General features: G+C 40.9%; 9 protein-coding genes. 8 read left to right on the forward strand and 1 reads right to left on the reverse strand.

The features are described 5' to 3' along the window. Positions 1-132: 132 nt before the first annotated feature. From BUA60_RS17205 to BUA60_RS17240, 8 genes are all read left to right on the forward strand, one after another. A complete protein-coding gene (locus BUA60_RS17205) occupies positions 133-1716 on the forward strand; it encodes an arylsulfatase (protein WP_072863843.1) in 1584 nt (527 codons plus the stop codon). 87 nt (positions 1717-1803) lie between these two features. Beyond that, a complete protein-coding gene (locus BUA60_RS17210; RefSeq protein ID WP_072863845.1) occupies positions 1804-2394 on the forward strand; it encodes an RNA polymerase sigma-70 factor in 591 nt (196 codons plus the stop codon). A gap of 405 nt (positions 2395-2799) precedes the next feature. Beyond that, positions 2800-3855: a FecR family protein gene (locus tag BUA60_RS17215; RefSeq protein ID WP_072863847.1), complete on the forward strand. Its 1056-nt coding sequence runs from the start codon at positions 2800-2802 to the stop codon at positions 3853-3855. Between the two features lie 166 nt (positions 3856-4021). Then, positions 4022-7399 carry a TonB-dependent receptor gene (locus BUA60_RS17220; RefSeq protein WP_072863849.1) on the forward strand — a complete coding sequence of 1126 codons (3378 nt, stop codon included), beginning with the start codon at positions 4022-4024 and terminating at the stop codon, positions 7397-7399. A gap of 11 nt (positions 7400-7410) precedes the next feature. Next, a complete protein-coding gene (locus BUA60_RS17225) occupies positions 7411-9084 on the forward strand; it encodes a RagB/SusD family nutrient uptake outer membrane protein (protein ID WP_072863851.1) in 1674 nt (557 codons plus the stop codon). A 186-nt stretch (positions 9085-9270) separates the two neighbouring features. Next, on the forward strand, positions 9271-11781 hold the full coding sequence (locus BUA60_RS17230; RefSeq protein WP_072863853.1) for a glycoside hydrolase family 2 TIM barrel-domain containing protein: 2511 nt from the start codon (positions 9271-9273) through the stop codon (positions 11779-11781). 26 nt (positions 11782-11807) lie between these two features. Next, entirely contained in the window at positions 11808-14255 is a 2448-nt protein-coding gene (locus tag BUA60_RS17235) for a glycoside hydrolase family 95 protein (RefSeq protein WP_084532651.1), read from the forward strand. A gap of 11 nt (positions 14256-14266) precedes the next feature. Beyond that, the gene (locus tag BUA60_RS17240) at positions 14267-16702 is read left to right on the forward strand and encodes a glycoside hydrolase family 95 protein (protein ID WP_072863854.1); all 2436 of its coding nucleotides are present in this window, start codon (positions 14267-14269) and stop codon (positions 16700-16702) included. Between the two features lie 88 nt (positions 16703-16790). On the opposite strand, the gene BUA60_RS17245 is transcribed toward BUA60_RS17240, so the two are convergent. Further along, positions 16791-18299: an alkaline phosphatase D family protein gene (locus BUA60_RS17245; protein WP_072863856.1), complete on the reverse strand. Its 1509-nt coding sequence runs from the start codon at positions 18297-18299 to the stop codon at positions 16791-16793. Positions 18300-18369: the final 70 nt, after the last annotated feature.

An 18369-nucleotide genomic window follows, 5' to 3' on the forward strand; every position in this document is an offset into this window, starting at 1 on the left:
GCATTAATAAGTGTTAAAAATGAGTATTTCGGAATTTACGGTAAGTTTTATTTGATAGTTGTTAAGCTATTGCAAGGTGGAATAGTGGAATATATGTTTCATTTATTGTGTAATTAATTTTAGAGTGAAAATATGGGTTTTAGGAACTCGATTGGTTTATTAACGGCAATGTTGGTCATTGTAGGTTGTTCGGAAGCGAAAAAGGAAATGGGCGATGTTAGTGTCAAACCCAATGTTATACTTATATATGCCGATGATTTGGGAAGGGGTCTACTTTCTGTTGAGGGGCAGCGCATTATTAAGACTCCTAATATAGATGGCTTGGCCAGTGAGGGTATGCGTTTTGAAAATGCTTATGGTGCCATGTTCTGTGCTCCGGCAAGGGCCAGTCTTATTACAGGCTATCACGATGCCCAAAAGGATAAGTGGAAAATAACTGCCGGGGGGTTGTACCTAAATATTTCCCGAGGCACCATGGATCAAGCGGAAATTGCACAGAAGCTGAACGATCAGTTGGGTGAAATTCCGGAAAATGAAGTGTTTTTGGCAGAAGTATTTAAGTCCTCAGGATATGTTACTGGTGAAGTTGGTAAACTGGAATATGGTTTTTCAACTACGGACAAGCAGATGAAAAGACATGGTTGGGATTACTATTACGGATTTTTGGACCATGTGCGTTGTCATGGGTTTTATCCACCTTTCTTGTTTGAGAACGGAAATTTGATCAATATTGAAGGCAATACCTTGGCGAACTGTGGCAAGACTATGGAAAAGGAAACGGAAAAAGCCTATGAAGAAAGATGGAATATGGAAGGAAAAACCACCTATTCCCAAGACCTTTTCTTGGAAAAAATATTGACTTTTATTAGAGGTAATAAGGATAAACCATTTTTTCTTTATCACCCCACCCAGTTGCCCCACGGTCCTGTGGCTATTCCCAAGGTCCACGAAGACTTTGTCAATGATGACAGGTTGACCCAAATAGAAAAGGAGTACGCATCCATGGTGAAAATGTTGGATGATCATGTGGGTATCATTATGAATGAGTTGAAGACTCTTGGGATTGATGATAATACCATGGTAGTCTTTACCTCTGATAATGGACATGAAATATATTATTCAGAGGAAGGCAGAATATTGAAACCGGTAAGGAATATGAAAACCGGGGAGTTTTTTGACGATGTAAATACCAAATATTACAGTGAATTGGCAGGAGATGTGTTTGATGGCAATGATGGTATGGCAGGAATTAAAAGAAGTAATTGGGAAGGTGGGGTTAGAGTGCCCTTAATTGCCAGATGGCCAGGTAAAATAAAACCAGGAACAACTTCGAATGCCTTGGTTTCCAATTATGACTTTATGGCTACTATGGCCGATTTGGTGGATTTTGAAATCCCCGAGAGCAAGGACGGGGTATCTTACCTTCCGGAGTTACTGGGGGAAAAAGGTCAGGAACACGATTATGTGGTGTATTCTTCTTTTTTAGGGCCGGCCATTGTATCCAAAGAAGGTTGGAAGCTACGGTATTTTGCAGCTGATGATATTTTTCAATTATACTATCTACCAGATGATTATAGGGAGGAGAAAAACCTTTATGAGGGTAATATGGAAATGGCTGAAAAGTTGAAAAAAATATTGATAGAAGAATGTGACGGCGATTTGAACAATGGATGGTTTAAAGTAAAAAGTAGTATTTTGCCGTATATAAGGTCTTGATCGTAGCGGTTAGTTTACATGAAGACCGATATAGTTGCTATAGGTTTTGTGCTTGAGGCGTATGGGATGAAGAAATAATTTTTTGTAATGAGATTTAAGGAACAAACCCCCGACGAATTCTTAATATCTGAATTAAAAAATAACAGAGAGGAGGCTTTTGATTGTATTTTTCGAAGGTACTACAAAGGTCTTTGTGCCTATGCCACCAATTATGTTTATGACCTGGACCAGGCACAAAGCCTTGTGCAGGATTGCTTCGTGAAGCTGTGGGCCAACCGCGATAGGGCGGATAGTATAGAAAGTTTACCGGCATATCTTTCACGCATGGTAAGGAATAGATGTATAGATCATATTAGACAGGTTAAGTCGTTGGAGAAGCTGCACGAAAAATTGGAAATGGAGGAGTTCGTAATCAATGCAGAGAATTCTTTGTTGTCCCGTGAGTTCGAGGAACTTCTTGTCAAGGCAATTTCCGCCCTGCCCAAAAAGAGTAAAATGGCCTTCGAGTACAGTAGGTTCGAGAATCTTACCTATAAGGAAATTGGGGTTAAAATGAACATTTCAAGTAAAGCTGTGGAAGCCCTTCTTAGTCGGGCCCTAAAACTGTTACGCAAAGATTTGCAACCTTATATTACTGCAGTTGTACTTGCTATTGTGGTTTGGATGTCAAAATTGTAACCAGATCAACTTACTTGGTTAAAAGTTTAAGATATGGCAGAGTATTGAATTTGTATCCATTTAGTGTTGGTAAATGGCAAAGCTTGTCTCATCTTCTTCCCTTCATAACGGCATTTTCTATCCTTTTTTTTAAATCTTTTCTATCTGTTTTCCTAGTACAATATTTATGTAATTTGAAAAAAAAAGTAGGGTTGGCAACATTTTTTTTTCATTGAGTAATGATGATGTAAATTTCTTGGAAATACGTCTTAAGCCTTGTTTTTATTGGGGTGGAATGGTTGGTGTGTCATTCCTTTCTTGATATTATCACTTCATACACAACATTAATTTAACTTTTTTTTTACATAAACGTAGGGTGTGCTGTGTTATGGCTCGTCATTTAATTGAACCATATCTGTAAAGCAATTGGAAAAGAAAGAAAAAAAGATTGAACGTATCATAGCCAAGTCTTTTAAAGGTGAGCTGGATTCTAAAGAACAGATTTTCTTGGATCAGTGGATTTCCTTGTCGCAAGAGAACAAAAAGAAATTTGGGATTTACGAAAAATTGTGGAAAAGATCTGGAGAGTTGTTGTTGTCCAATACAATAGATGTAGAGGCATCACTCCTAAAAACCAAAAAACGCATACCGGATTTTCGATTTAAAAGAAGAACCAGTTTTGGCAATCTTCGGGTTGCTGCAGCTATGATTCTTGCCATGGGTCTTGGATTCCTGTTCAATTACCTTCTTGGGGCAAACGATTTAATTGATGGTACATCCGGAACAGTTTACCAAGAGGTAAGGGCGTCCTATGGTACCCGTACCAAGATACTTTTGGCGGACGGAACCAATGTTTGGCTTAATTCAGGGAGTACACTTAAGTTCCCTGTTAGTTTTGATGATGCTGAGGAAAGGGTAGTGGAATTGAATGGCGAGGGGTATTTTGATGTGACCAAGAATGAATCAAAGCCATTTATTGTAAATACGTCCGGATTGGATGTAAAAGTGTACGGTACCTCCTTTAATGTTTCCGCTTATGAGGAATACGATTCCATGGAAGTTGCTCTAGTGGAAGGAAAAGTAAGTTTGGTGCAAGGTGCAAAGGGGAGCAGAAAGGAGTATATGGTTTTGAATCCCAATGATGTGGTGGAATGCAGTATAAGCGAGAAAAGATTATCCCGGATCAGTGATTCCAAGATGAGCAAATATACCGCATGGAAAGAAGGAAAAATAGTTTTTTATGGGGATCCAATAGATAAGGTTGTCAGTAGATTGGAAAAATGGTACAACGTGGATATTGAAATAAGTGACAAAGCTTTAGAGAATTACAGGTTTACAGCAACTTTTAATGATGAGTCCTTAGAGCAGGTCCTTAAACTTTTAAGTCTGTCCTCGCCAATGGAATATAAAATTGTTGCATCAGAAAAAATGAAAGATGATAGCTTCAGTAGGAGGCGGGTAATATTGTCGATTAAAAAATAAAAGCATTAACAACAACAACTCTAACAAAAACAACTTAAACTTTCTTGCCTATGATGAGATGATTGAAAAAAAACAGGAAAGTGTTGACGCACTTCCCTGTCTAAAATTTCCCTGAACTGAGAATTCAGGTAGTTAAATAGTATCAATTTAATACCAATCCAAAATTATGAAAAAAAAGTTAATGGTAGGGAAAGCCTTTAAGGTGTTTCCGCCTTCCAAAATGTTCCTCATTATGAAATTATTTGTACTAATTATTTGTTTGTCGTCATTCGCAGCAATTCCTGCCTCCAGTTATTCGCAGGATACAAAGCTTTCACTTAGTGTAGCGAATACTTCCATTAAACAAGTGTTGACGGAAATAGAAGAAAACAGTGAGTTTTACTTCGTGTACAACAATAACTTGGTCAATGTTGAAAGAAAAGTAAGTCTTGACGTAAATAAATGGAAGATTTCTAAAATCCTGGATGCGATTTTTGAAAATGATGAAGTTGTATTTTCCCTTATGGATAGGCAGATCATAATTTCTCCGAAGAGCATGGCAGGTGTAAAGAATGCTGATCAGAATATCGTAGAAGGTGTTGTTGTGGATGAATTTGATGTTCCTTTGCCAGGGGTTTCTGTAGTCGTAAAAGGTACAAGTACAGGAGTGGTCACTGATTTTGATGGAAACTATTCTATTTCTGCTGCTACCAATGACGTCTTGGTTTTCTCATACTTAGGAATGAAAACCCTAGAAGTTACGGTGACAGGAGGCTCTTTGAATGTTAGCATGGAATCGGATATTATTGGTTTGGAAGAATTTGTGGCCATTGGGTATGGTGTTGCCAAGAAAAGTGATCTAACCGGAGCTGTTACTAGTGTTGATGTGGAAAGAATGGCGGAAGTTCCCAATGTTTCTATTTTGTCTGCCATGCAAGGTTCTGTTGCAGGATTGAATATCGGCGCCACAGATGCAGCCGGTGAAGATCCAACTATCTCTATTAGGGGTCAGAATTCGCTTTCTAGCGGTGCCGCAGCAAATCAGCCTCTAATTGTAGTGGATGGAATAATATATAGGGGGAATCTTGTTGATTTGAACAAGGCCGATATTGAATCGGTAGATGTTTTAAAGGATGCCAGTTCTGCTGCCATCTATGGTTCACAGGCGGCCAACGGTGTTATTATTATTACCACTAAAAAAGGTAAGGTTATTAGTAAGCCCAAGATTAATTATTCTGCTAGTTACACGGTTCAAACGCCTACCAATACGGCTTTGGAGCCAATGGGTGCGGCCGAGTTGAAAGAATTTTTACCTGATGCTTATTGGGAAAATGGTTCTAGAACGGCTGAGTCAGGGTATTTGGATTCAGATCCTACATTTGATATTACCAAATTCTTTCCTACAAATGATATGATAGAGGGCTATAATAATGGTACGGATAATAGTATATACGATATACTTACTGGCGATGGCTATATCAATAATCATAATCTTAGTGTTACCGGTAGGTCTGAGAATTTTGGATATTTCTTTTCAGGAGGTTTAACGGATGTTCAGGGTTTTGTAATAAACGATACCTATAAGAAGGTAAATTATCGTATGAACTTGGATGCTACTATCAATGATTGGTTAAAGGTAGGTACTGAAACATTTGTTACCACTAGTGACTATGATGGTGAAACCCCGCGTATAGCTACTGCGTCTTTGGTAATGCCATGGACACCATTGTATGAAGATGATGGGGTTACCCCTAGGCAAATACTTCAGGCTACATGGACCAATCCTTTGTTGGATCTTGAAGCTGATGATGAGGAAAAGCATTTAAACCTTTTTGCCAATATACATGCGGACGTTAAATTGCCGATAGATGGTTTAAACTATAGAATAAACTTTTCGCAAAATTATAGAACGGTTAATCATAACAATTTTGACCCAACAGACGCAAATTTCACGGGTTATGGTTATAAAAATGCGGCAACTTATTATGATTGGACAGTGGATAATATTTTAAGTTACAACAAGACTTTTAATAGGGTGCACAGTATAAGCGCTACTCTTCTTTATGGTGTGGAAGAGCGCAATTACTCTTTTACCAATGTGAATGCACAAAATTTTACCAACGATATATTAGGGTATAATTCCTTAGAGGCCGGTGATGCAAGTTTGTACGGAGTTAATACAGGTGCGGAAAAGGAAACGAGTTTATATACCATGGGACGTTTGCAGTATAACTACGACAGCAAATATTTGTTGACGGGTACCATTAGAAGAGATGGCTTCTCTGGTTTTGGTACTGAGGATAAAATTGGTGTCTTTCCATCCATGGCTTTTGGCTGGGTGGTTAGCGAGGAGAACTTTTTCAATAAAGATTCCAAACTGTTGAATTATTTGAAGCTTAGGGGTTCCTATGGTACTACAGGCCGTAGGGGTGTAGGTAGGTATGATACCCAGGCAGTTGTAAATGCAACGGTAGATGGTAATTATGGTTATGTTTTTGGAGACGGAGGATCAACTACCATTACACAGACAATCTCGTCTTTGGCCAATAATGAATTGGGTTGGGAAACCACGACAGGATTAAATCTTGGTGCCGATTTTGCCTTTTTTAATTCAAGGCTTACCGGTAATGTGGAATATTATAAGAACTCCACAAAGGATATCCTTTATGCCATTGATTTGCCTACTACTTCTGGTTTTAGCAGTATCAATACCAATATTGGTGAAGTTAAAAACTATGGACTTGAATTTTCTTTGACCAGTAAATGGATCAACAATAAGGATTTGAAATGGGAAACTACATTTAATTATTCCAGAAACAGAAATGAAATTGTATCAGTTTTGGGGATAGATAATGATGGTGATGGGATAGAAGATGATCTTACTTCAGATCAGTTGTTCATAGGGGAGCCTACGAATGTTATTTATGATTATGAGATTATGGGAATGTGGCAATTGGCCGATGAAGAGGCTGGGGATATTCCCAATGGTTTCTTTCCTGGTACCTATAAGATTGCCGATTTAAATGATGATGGAGCTTATTCGTCCCTTGATGACAGAAAGATTTTGGGATATAGTGATCCTGGTTACCGTTTTGGTATCGCCAATACGGTTCGTTACAAGAATTTTAGTTTATACGCCTTTATCAATTCCATTCAAGGAGGAAAGGATTACTATTATGGAACCGATGCCTTGATTTTTGGTTCGGCAAACACGGTTCTAGAACGATTCGACTCCCAGAATTTTCCAACAGGAGCTTGGGATTATTGGATGCCAGAGAATCCGGATGCCAGGTTTAGAAGGTTGGATGTTGCCGCATCCTACGAGCCTAACAGATATATGCAGAGAAATTTTGTGCGTATCCAGGATGTTTCCCTATCATATGATGTTGACAAGAAGGTTCTTGAAAAACTTGGGTTTAGTAGCTTAAGACTATTCGTAAGTGGAAAAAACTTGCATACGTTTACAAAATGGCGCGGTTGGGATCCAGAGGTAGGGTCAACCTATACTTGGGGATATAGTCCTGTAATGGCAAATTATTCACTAGGTCTAAATGTTGAATTTTAAAAGAGATAATCATGAAAAAAAATAGATATACAATAGTTTTTATTTTCCTATTCCTTAGTTTCTTTTCTTGTAAGGAAGAAGAATGGTTGGAAGAAGATGTTTTGGACTTTTACAGTGCGGATAATTCTTATCAGACTTTTGATCAGTTCAATCAAGCGGTGGCAAGTTTGTATAATCTGACCGATTTGTATAATGTCTGGGCGGCGTTGTACGGTCCATTTGTTTGGAATTTTTCAACGGATATGGCATATGCGGCCACTGCGGCTACAGCAGGCCTTAACTCGTACTCAGCTTCCCTTACCCCGGAAAACACGTATGTAATAAACATTTGGACGCGTTATTATTCAATCATTTTTAATGCCAATGTTGTTTTGGGAAGAATTGATGGAGAGAACACTCAGTTCGATACAGAAGAGCAACGTACCATACTAAAGGCAGAAGCAAGTTTTCTTAGAGCCTTTTCCTATAGGAATTTGGCTAATTTATATGGAGGTGTGCCCCTTGTATTGGAAGAGACTACCGAAGCTAAAAGAGATTATGTTAGGGCTAGCCTCGATGAGGTGTATGCCCAAATTATAAGTGATTTGGAATATGCCGCTGCAAACTTACCTGATGTTGGTGATTTGTGGGAGGAAGGTAGATTGACCAATGCTGCTGCATACCACCTCTTAACGGAATTATATATCAATACGGGTGAGTATGATAAGGCCATTGCCAGTGCTACTGCGGTTATAGATAACCCGGACTATGCCTTGATGACTTCCCGATTCGGAAGCAAAATAAGTTGGGAAGGTGACGTATATGGTGACCTTTTTAGAAGAGGTAACCAAAACCGTAATTCAGGAAACACCGAAGGTATTTGGGTGGCGCAGTACGAATACAATGTTACCGGTGGTGGCCGTGGTAGTATTTTGACCCAATATCTTTGTCCTGGATATTATAACTTGACTGGATTAGATGGAAAGCCGCTATTTTTTGCTCCTACAAACCAGAATGGGGGTAGGGGAATAGGATGGTTTGTCCCATCAGATTATGTGTTAGAGGAAATATGGGAGAGTGATCCCAATGATATGCGTAATTCTGAATACAATATTATTCGGGACCTGGTGGCCGATAATCCCGAGTCTGCATATTACGGGAAAAATATAGTTGCTGACAATGCATTTGATCAGAGCGGAAATACAATATACAATAGGTATTGGAATGCCATTTTTGCCAAAGCAACCCCTATCAACGATTTTCCAGATGAGGTATTCGTTGATTTCGAAACAGGTGAGGTAACAAGAAATGCATCCCAAACCTTTAGGGATCATTATAACATCCGTTTGGCAGAAACCTATCTTTTAAGGGCGGAAGCCTACCTAAACAAAGGGGACCTGGCCAATGCTGCCTCGGATATTAATGTAATTAGAGCAAGAGCTAATGCCACGCCAGTTGAAGAAGGTGATGTTGATATTGACTATATTCTCGACGAAAGGGCTAGGGAATTAACTTGGGAAGAATCTAGAGTAATGACCTTGAATAGATTGGGATTAATAGATGAAAGAAGAACTTTACATCATCCCTTTAACAATGGTAAGTACGAAAGTTACCCTATCGAGGATTACCATAACCTATGGCCAATACCTAACCGTGAAATCGAAAGAAATACGGGAGCAGTATTGGAGCAGAATCCAGGTTATTAATTTTAGTATAATAAGCTGATAATATTAGTAAATTATTAATAAAAAGGGGTGAGTTCGTTAGAATTTCACCCCTTTTTAAATAAAGGTTACAAATTCTTTTGTTACTAAATAAAGTAGGGATAATTTAGAGCCTTGATCTTTAAGGAGTCAATTAAGAAGTAATATCAAAACGTAGCAAATCTAACGATGAAACAATTTAAACAGAGGAATTTTTTTAAGGACATTTTATTTACTTTAGGTCTGTCCCTATTGGCACTTAATTTTTACAGTTGTAATAGTGCGGATGCCCAGACAAAAGCACCAAGGGAAAAAATTAAGTTCGATTTTGATTGGAAATTTACTAAGGGCGATTTTCCAGAAGCGGCAGAATTAACTTTCAACGATAGTCAATGGGAGTCCGTAGATGTGCCTCATGATTGGAGTATAGCAGGGCCTTTTTTAAAGGAAAATCCAGCAGGGAATGTAGGGGCATATGCTCCTGGAGGCATTGGATGGTATAGAAAAAATTTCACTTTGGACAAATCCGATAAGGATTCCAAGGTCACTATTGAGTTTGGAGGTGTATACATGAACAGTGAGGTATGGATAAATGGAAATTATTTGGGAAAGAGACCTTATGGTTATATTAGTTTTAATTACGACTTGACTCCCTATCTAAATTTCGGGGGAGAAAATGTACTATCCGTAAGGGTGGACAATTCCAAGGAACCCAGTGCAAGATGGTTTACCGGTTCCGGTATCTACAGACATGTTTGGCTGGTGAAAACCAATAAGCTTCATATTGATAGATATGGGGTGTATGTAACAACTTCTTCCATTACCGAGGACAACGCCGCGGTAGAGATAAATACGCAGGTTCTAAATGGATTGGAAGATTCCAAGGAATTTACCTTGGTCAATAAAGTATACGATGCCAATAATCAACTGGTAGCCGAGCACCAATCCCAAGCTAAGGTCTTAGGGAACGAGGAACAGAAAATCCTTCAGAAATTAACGGTAAGCAATCCCAATTTATGGTCCCCGGAGAATCCATATCTATACACTCTAAAAACTGAGGTTAGGCTCAATGATGAGGTAGTGGACGAGGTGTCTACCAATATGGGGATACGCAGTATTAAGTTTACAGCGGATAATGGTTTTTTCCTAAACGGAGAAAATATTAAATTAAAAGGAGTTAACAACCATAGTGATTTGGGGGCCTTAGGTGCCGCAATGAACGATAAGGTTTTGGAAAGAAGACTTAAAATATTAAAGGAAATGGGGTGCAACGCCATCCGCACCGCGCATAACCCTCCTAGTACAGTGTTGTTGGATTTATGTGATAAAATGGGTTTTATGGTTATGGACGAGGCCTTTGATGAATGGATAGAATCCTGGCCGTTCGGAAATAAAAAGAAAGAAGGTAAGGCTGAGTTTGGATATCACCTATATTTTGATGAATGGGCAGAAAAGGACCTTACAGAATTAATTAGAAGGGATCGTAACCACCCGTCCATTGTACTATGGAGTGTGGGGAACGAAATACCCGATGCCTGCTTTGAAGAAGGAACGGAACGTTTGAAGGTACTTATGGATGTGGTTAGGCGTGAAGATGCTACAAGGCCCATCACTTGCGGTATTACACACATGCATTTGGCCAACGAGAGTGGATTTGCCAGTCTTTTGGATGTTACAGGTTACAATGGAGGCGGGGGTTCAGCTTTTATGTATGAAAAAGACAAGGAAACCTACCCTGAAAGAAAATTTGTAGCCACCGAGGTACCACATACTTTCCAGACACGTGGTGTTTACCAAAGTAAATCATGGGTCCGTGGAAAAAATCCATTGGGTGGTATCATGGAAGTTCCAGACCTAACAGAGGAGGAAGTATTTGGTGAAATCAGTAAATATTACAGTTCTTCCTACGATAATTCCATGGTGCGTATTTCTGCTAGGGATTCATGGAGACGTACTAGGGATTTTCCATATATGGCCGGGGAATTTAGATGGACAGGTTTCGATTATTTAGGGGAGTCCATGTTTGGATGGCCTGCGAAACTTTGGAATTTTGGTATAATAGATATGTGTGGATTTCCTAAGGATACCTATTATTTCTATCAAAGTCAATGGACCGAGGAGCCCATGGTACACATTCTTCCCCATTGGAATTGGGAGGGTAAGGAAGGTGTAGAAATTCCTGTTGTGGCCTACTCCAATTGCGATAGTGTTGAATTGATTCTTAATGGCAAGTCGCTTGGCAAAAAGGAAATGGGAGGTCTTATGGATTTAATGTGGAAAGTTCCCTATGAAGCGGGAACCATAATAGCTAAGGGTTTTAAAGATGGTAAGATGGTTTGTGAGAAAGTAATCACTACCGCTGGTGCCCCTGCTAGAATAGAATTGTTGGCAGATACCAAAGTCATTGATGCCAACGGACAGGATGTGGTACATGTAGAGGTGAATATTTTGGACGCCAACAATAATTTTGTTCCGGACGCTTCCAATCAGATCAAATTCACGGTAGAAGGAGAGGCAACCATTTTAGCCGTGGATAACGGAGATCCAAAAAGTGAGGAAAGTTTTGTGGGCGATACTAGAAAGGCCTTTAACGGAAAATGTATCATCATTGTAAAGGCCACAAAAAAGGGTGGACCAATTACCATAACGGCCGAAGGAGAAGGCTTGGAAGGAGCCAAAGTAGTGGCGAAATCAATTTAGTTGCATGTTCACAAAAAAAAGGTTAGATGAAAGAAGCTTTTCAATTTCAAAGTAGAATGAAAAACAGATCAGGTATAAAGAGGAAAAGTACCGCTAATATCAAGGCAATGGCCGTATGCTTTAGTTTAATTTTCTTTTTCCAGTACAACGCTATGGCCCAGACGTCCAATCCGGGAACCGGGAGTGGCGTGGAGGATAACAATAAATTATGGTATCTAGAGCCGGCCTCCGATTGGATGGAAGCACTTCCTATTGGCAACGGCAAAATTGGAGCCATGGTTTTTGGGGGTGTTGAACAGGAAAAACTTCAACTCAATGAGGAGTCGGTTTGGGCCGGTCCACCAATACCCGAAAATAGGGTAGGGGCATATAAGTCCATTGAAAAGGCCAGGGAATTAATTTTTCAGGGCGATTATGCCGAATCGGATAAACTGGTTCAGGACGATGTTATGGGGCCGCGAATAGCCCCTAGAAGCTATCAGCCATTGGGTGATTTGATCCTTGATTTTAAATTGCAAGGTGTTCCTTCAAATTATAGGAGGGAATTGGATATCAATAATGCCATTGCAAAAACAAGTTTTGCGGTAAACGGTGTAAATTATACGAGGGAATATTTTAGTAGTGCCATAGATGATGCCATAGTGGTGGTGTTGACCGCGGACAAGCGTAATTCCATTTCTTTGGAATTGAAAATGCAGCGCGAGGCAGATTTTGAAGTGGCCAACGTAGGTAAGAACAGATTAAAAATGTGGGGACAGGCCAGTCAGAAAGGCAAGCATTTGGGAGTGAAGTATGAAACCCAAATGATGGCTATGCCTAAAGGGGGCGACATAAAATCCGGGAATGGTACTATTTCTATCAGTAATGCCAACTCTGTAGTGCTCTTTATTGCGGCTGCAACGGATTATAATGCAGCAGCGCCTTTTTCCCCATTGACCCAAAATTTAAGTACTGTATGCGCTACTAAATTGAAGAAGGCGGCAAAAAGGTCCCTCAATAAATTGAAAGAAGATCATATTGCCGATTATCAAAAATATTTCAACAGGGTTGCCTTGGATCTAGGGGGCTTGAAGGAATCTGCTAGACCTACCAACGAACGCCTGGAAGCCATTGCCAAAGGGGAAGATGATCCTGCTTTAATGGCCTTGTATTTTCAATATGGCCGTTATTTGCTGATTTCCTCCTCCAGGCCTGGAAGTTTGCCTGCTAATTTGCAAGGTATTTGGAACGATCATTTGGCTGCACCTTGGAATAGTGACTACCACACCAATATAAATATGCAGATGAATTATTGGCCTGCCGAGGTGACCAATCTTTCGGAGTGCCATGAGCCTTTTTTCGATTTTATAGAAAGCTTGGTTCCCGCGGGACAGAAGACAGCCAAGGAGGTATATAACAGTGATGGCTTTGTGGTACATCATACCACAGATGTATGGCATTGGACCTCGCCCATTGGAAAGGTGCAATACGGAATGTGGCCAATGGGCGGTGCCTGGTGTACGCGTCACTTTATGGAGCACTATAATTTTAACGGGGATAGGGCATTTCTAAAAGGTCATGCGTACCCCATTATGAAAGAGTCGGCTAAGTTTCTTTTGGATTGGTTAATTAAGGACCCACGCTCTGGTAAGCTGGTATCAGGTCCTTCCACGTCTCCGGAGAATAAATTCTATACTCCAAAGGAACCAGAAGTATTTGCCAATTTGGACATGGGCAATGCCATGGATCAGGAAATAATCTGGGACAATTTCACCAATGTGCTGGAAGCGGCTGAGATTCTTAAAATAGAGGATGAATTTGTGGCAAGGGTTAAGGAGGCGCTAGCCAATCTTTCCCTGCCAAAAATTGGATCGGACGGTCGTTTAATGGAATGGTCCCAAGAGTTTGAAGAAGTGGACAAGGGACATCGTCATTTGAGTCATTTGTACGGTCTTTATCCGGGAAATCAATTTACAGAGAACAAGACTCCATATTATATAGATGCCATAAACAGGAGTATAGAATACCGTCTTTCCAATGGCGGAGGGCATACTGGATGGAGTAGGGCATGGATCATCAATTTTTATGCACGCCTGGGCAATTCCGAAAAGGCCTATGAAAATATCAAGGCGCTTCTGGCTAAATCTACAGCCAAGAATTTGTTCGATTACCACCCTCCATTTCAGATAGATGGAAATTTTGGCGGAACCGCTGGTATAGCGGAGACTTTGATGCAGAGTCATGAAACCGATGAAAGTGGTGTCACGATCATTAGTCTTTTGCCTGCTTTGCCATCGGAATGGCCAACAGGGAGTGTTTCCGGATTAAAGGCCAGGGGAGGTTTTGAAGTGGATGTGGTATGGAGAAACGGGGCATTGGAGTCCGTATCTATAATGTCCAAAGAAGACAAAAAGTGTAAGTTGCAAATTGCGGATGTTACCATGAGCGTTGAGGTGTCCGCTGGAAGTAAGCAAACAATAACAGAATTTAGATGATATATACTAAAATGAAAGACCAAAAAATTGGTGCGCTCATTGCTGTTTTTCTACTTTTTAGTTTGGTGGGATGCAAGGTGAAGGAAAAAGTGGCTGAAAACAATAAAATGGTTTTGTGGTATCAGTCACCAGCTAAAAAGTGGACAGATGCCTTTCCTTTGGGTAATGGCAAGTTGGGAGCCATGTGTTTTGGAGGTGCCGATGTGGAACGTTTTCAGCTTAACGAAAAAACGCTGTGGGCAGGAATACCCAGCAATCCTTATGCCCAAGATTACAACGCCAAGCTGAAAAAAGTCCAGAGTTTGATTTTGGAAGGAAAGATCAAGGAGGCCAATAAATATGGAGTTGAAAACATGACTGCTGCACCTGCCTCCTTTAGATCCTATGAACCTTTGGCCGATTTATTGATATCCTTTGATAATAGGGATTCTGTACAAAATTATAAGCGGGAATTGGATTTGTCGCAGGGCATACATAGGGTAACCTATAGTGTCATGGGCTCCAAAATAATTAGTGAATCCTTTATTTCTGCGGTGGATAATGCCTTGTACGCACGGATAGCTACTAAGGGTACGGACAAGATTAACTGTAGTATCGGATTGGAACGTGCAAAAGACGCCATCATTAAGGCGCTTCCCAATGGCTTGTTACAGATGGATGGCCAGATAGTGGACATTGAAGCACCAATGGCCAGGGATGAAAATGCTGGTGGATCAGGAGCAGGAGGAGAGCATATGCGTTTTGCTGCACGACTGAAAACTGAAGTCACAGGAGGGAGCATTACAGCCTTGGAAGACAGGTTGGTTGTGAAAGAAGCGGACGAGCTTATAATTAAGTTAACTGCCGCTACTGATTATAATTTGTCCAAATTAAATTTTGACAGCACTATAGACCCAGCGGTTTTGGCCAATGAAAATCTAAATAAGGTTATAGCTACCTCATGGTCGGCATCCAAACAGGCTCATGTGGAAGACCATAGAAATTTGTTTGAGCGGGTGGAACTTGATTTTGGGAATTCTCCAAAAGATTCCCTACCTACAGATCAGCGATTATTGGCGTACAAGCAGGAAGGGCAAGATCCGGGCTTGGAGGCACAATTGTTTCAATTTGGAAGATATCTTTTGATGGGCAGTTCACGTGCCGATGCCGTTCTTCCAGCAAACCTACAAGGGATATGGAGTGAAAGAATGTGGGCACCTTGGGAAGCAGATTACCATTTAAATGTGAATTTACAGATGAATTATTGGCCAGCGGATGTTACCAATATTCCGGAGACATTGGATCCCCTGGTAAATTGGTTTGAGCTGATAGCCGAAACCAGTAAGCCCTTGGCAAAAGAAATGTATGGTTCGGACGGATGGTTTTCACATCATGCCTCAAATCCGTTCGGGCGGGTAACTCCATCTGCTTCTTCCTTCGATTCCCAATTTAACAATGGAGTTTTGGATGCACTTCCCGGGGCTTGGATGACAATGAATTTATGGGATCACTACGAGTTTAGTCAGGACAAGGTGTTTCTAAAGGAAAGGCTTTACCCATTGTTATCTGGAGCTAGCGAATTTATACTGGATGTATTGGTAGCCGATTCCGAAGGGGTGCTACATTTTATGCCGTCCTCCTCTCCGGAAAATCAATATAGGGACATTGCGACTGGGGAAATGATGCGAATTACTTCCACATCTACCTATCACTTGACCATCATCAAAGCGGTTTTTAAAGCGACTTTGGAGGCCGGTTCCATCTTGGGTGTGGGTAACGAACAGCGGGAACGTATTCTTGCAGCTGAAGCTGCCTTGCCGAAAATACCTATTGATTCCAATAACGGTAGGATAATGGAATGGCGTCAGCCATTGGAAGAAAAGGAACCTGGACACAGACATCTTTCCCATTTATTAGGCCTACATCCTTTTACACTGATAACCAATGAAACCCCGGAACTTTACGAGGCGGCCAGTGAGAGTTTGGCATGGAGGGAGAAAAACGGTCATGGAGGAATGGGATGGGCCTATGCCCATGCATTGCTGATGCATGCAAGATTATTGGAAGCGGAGAAAGCACATAAGAGTGTTGTAACCTTGCTTTCCAAGGGCAATAAGTCCAGTTTGATGAATACGATAGGGCCTTTTCAAATAGATGGTAATTTGGGAGCTGTTGCCGGTATTGCCGAAATGTTGATTCAAAGCCATACGAAAGATGAAAATGGCAACTATGTAATTCACCTATTGCCCGCGATTCCCGAAGCTTGGTCCAATGGAAAGGTTTCCGGCTTAAAAGCTAGAGGGAATTTTGAGGTAGATATGGAGTGGAGCAATGGTACATTGACCTCTGTATTGTTGTATTCAAAGAATGGAGGCTCTTGCAGTGTAAAAGCGGGGGATGATTTGATGAAGGTAACATTGAAAGCGGGAGAGAAAAAGGAATTGACCTTCGAAACCATAAGTAATTAGTGGGATGTGTGTTTTAAAAGTCTTGGAAAGGGCTTTCTTAAAAGTGTTTAAACAAAAAAGGGACTGTCCGTAGTGACAGTCCCTTTTTTTATTTTGCTTCTTTTACCTCTAGGTTCAGGGTATTTCCTTCCTCGTCAATGGTCTCGAAGGTAATCTGTGCCATTTTTCCGTTTTCCGGTGGAGCAACCTTCACAAAGATAAAGCCACCTGTAGGCTCTTCCTGAATATAAGGTTGTTTTATTAATCCTAAGGGGTCTGTAGAATTGGGGTCACCAGGTTTTCTTCCAGGTCTGGAGTTCTGTCCATTTATGGAACCCGTGCCAAATTCTTCAAAACCAGCCGGGTGTATGGTATGATATTGCCAATGACGATCACCAGTTATGATATAAAAATTCTTATCTAGATTATTTTTCTTCAGCCAATAGAAAAAGGCATCACGTTCGTTTTGAAAACCACCATAACTAACATGGTTATCGTGTTTGGAGGCATCATCCGGCCCAACAAGTGGGGAGGCCACAATAAACAGCTTAAAGGTAGCCTCGCTAGCCAATAACGACTGCTTTATCCACTCTAGTTGTTCCTTGCCCCAGATAGATTTGTGGGGGCCATCGGGTTTGTCATTGGCATCTCTGTAATCCCTCCCTTCGGGCATCCAGATCTGGAGGTGTTTGTTAACTTGTCGGGTACGGAAAGTAACTGGGTTTTCATCTGCAGGATCAGCAATTGGCGCTTGTTCCAAAAAAGTGGCCCTGGCGGTCTGTGGGGAAGGCGCTATGCCATTCTCTACATTATCGCTATCATTATATCTGTATTCGTGGTCATCCTTCATTAAATAGACGGGTACCTGGCGCAAAAAATGCTCCATACGGGGCATACCCATTTGTCGGTGCCATTTGGATCTCAATTCAGGAAGTGTTTTGGCGATTCCTTTATTAGGGTAATCATAATAGACTGTATCACCTGTTTGTACCCAGAAGGCCGGTTTAAGGCTTTTCATGACCTCCAAGGCAGGATATCCAAGTTTTCTGTCTTCGCCCTCAGCGGCCCTACTCTTACTACCGGCTCTTTGCAAACCTCCTCCCAAGAAGAATTTGCCCAGATTTAGGCATGAAGTAACTACAAAGGAGGTCGGTTTTTCCGAATCCAAGGGCTGGAGGGTACTAAATTCACTTACAGGTCCTTTTTTGGTACGGGAGGTAGTGGGGCCGTAATGTACACGAACATAATATTGGGTATCTGCCTTAAGTCCGTTGATCCGATACTTAATTATAAAATCCCGATCCGGAGTAGCTTGTAGCCATGGTGATACTTCCGAATTCTTGAACTTGGGATTATCGGCTATTTCAAATTTGGCCGTTCCCTCTACACCGGCAATATCGAAGGCCAAAAGCGCCTCTGCAGTATCAAATCCATTTTCGGGCATCTCATTGGTAGTGGTTAATCTAGTCTGCAAAATGGCAGAGGTTTGGGTAACTTCCCCTATCATTTGTGGAAAACTGTAGATTGTGGTTTTGGAATCCATAAATTCCCAGGAGGGCTTAAACGACAAGGCGGTGACTCCAGCCCCTGATAATTTTATAAAATTTCGACGTTGCATTCGTTTTTATTTAATTGGGTGGATGGTATTCCACCAGTAATTTTCTTTTGATTAAAAGGTTGGCCAAGAA

The organism is Arenibacter palladensis, from assembly GCF_900129275.1.
Classification (GTDB): Bacteria; Bacteroidota; Bacteroidia; order Flavobacteriales; family Flavobacteriaceae; genus Arenibacter; species Arenibacter palladensis.

What these genes read in the sequence shown, in the direction of transcription:
- BUA60_RS17205 (WP_072863843.1), top strand. Translation starts at nt 133, where the DNA reads ATGGGTTTTAGGAACTCGATTGGTTTATTAACGGCAATGTTGGTCATT.
- BUA60_RS17210 (WP_072863845.1), top strand. Translation starts at nt 1,804, where the DNA reads ATGAGATTTAAGGAACAAACCCCCGACGAATTCTTAATATCTGAATTA.
- BUA60_RS17220 (WP_072863849.1), top strand. Translation starts at nt 4,022, where the DNA reads ATGAAAAAAAAGTTAATGGTAGGGAAAGCCTTTAAGGTGTTTCCGCCT.
- BUA60_RS17225 (WP_072863851.1), top strand. Translation starts at nt 7,411, where the DNA reads ATGAAAAAAAATAGATATACAATAGTTTTTATTTTCCTATTCCTTAGT.
- BUA60_RS17230 (WP_072863853.1), top strand. Translation starts at nt 9,271, where the DNA reads ATGAAACAATTTAAACAGAGGAATTTTTTTAAGGACATTTTATTTACT.
- BUA60_RS17235 (WP_084532651.1), top strand. Translation starts at nt 11,808, where the DNA reads ATGAAAGAAGCTTTTCAATTTCAAAGTAGAATGAAAAACAGATCAGGT.
- BUA60_RS17240 (WP_072863854.1), top strand. Translation starts at nt 14,267, where the DNA reads ATGAAAGACCAAAAAATTGGTGCGCTCATTGCTGTTTTTCTACTTTTT.
- BUA60_RS17245 (WP_072863856.1), bottom strand. Translation starts at nt 18,299, where the DNA reads ATGCAACGTCGAAATTTTATAAAATTATCAGGGGCTGGAGTCACCGCC.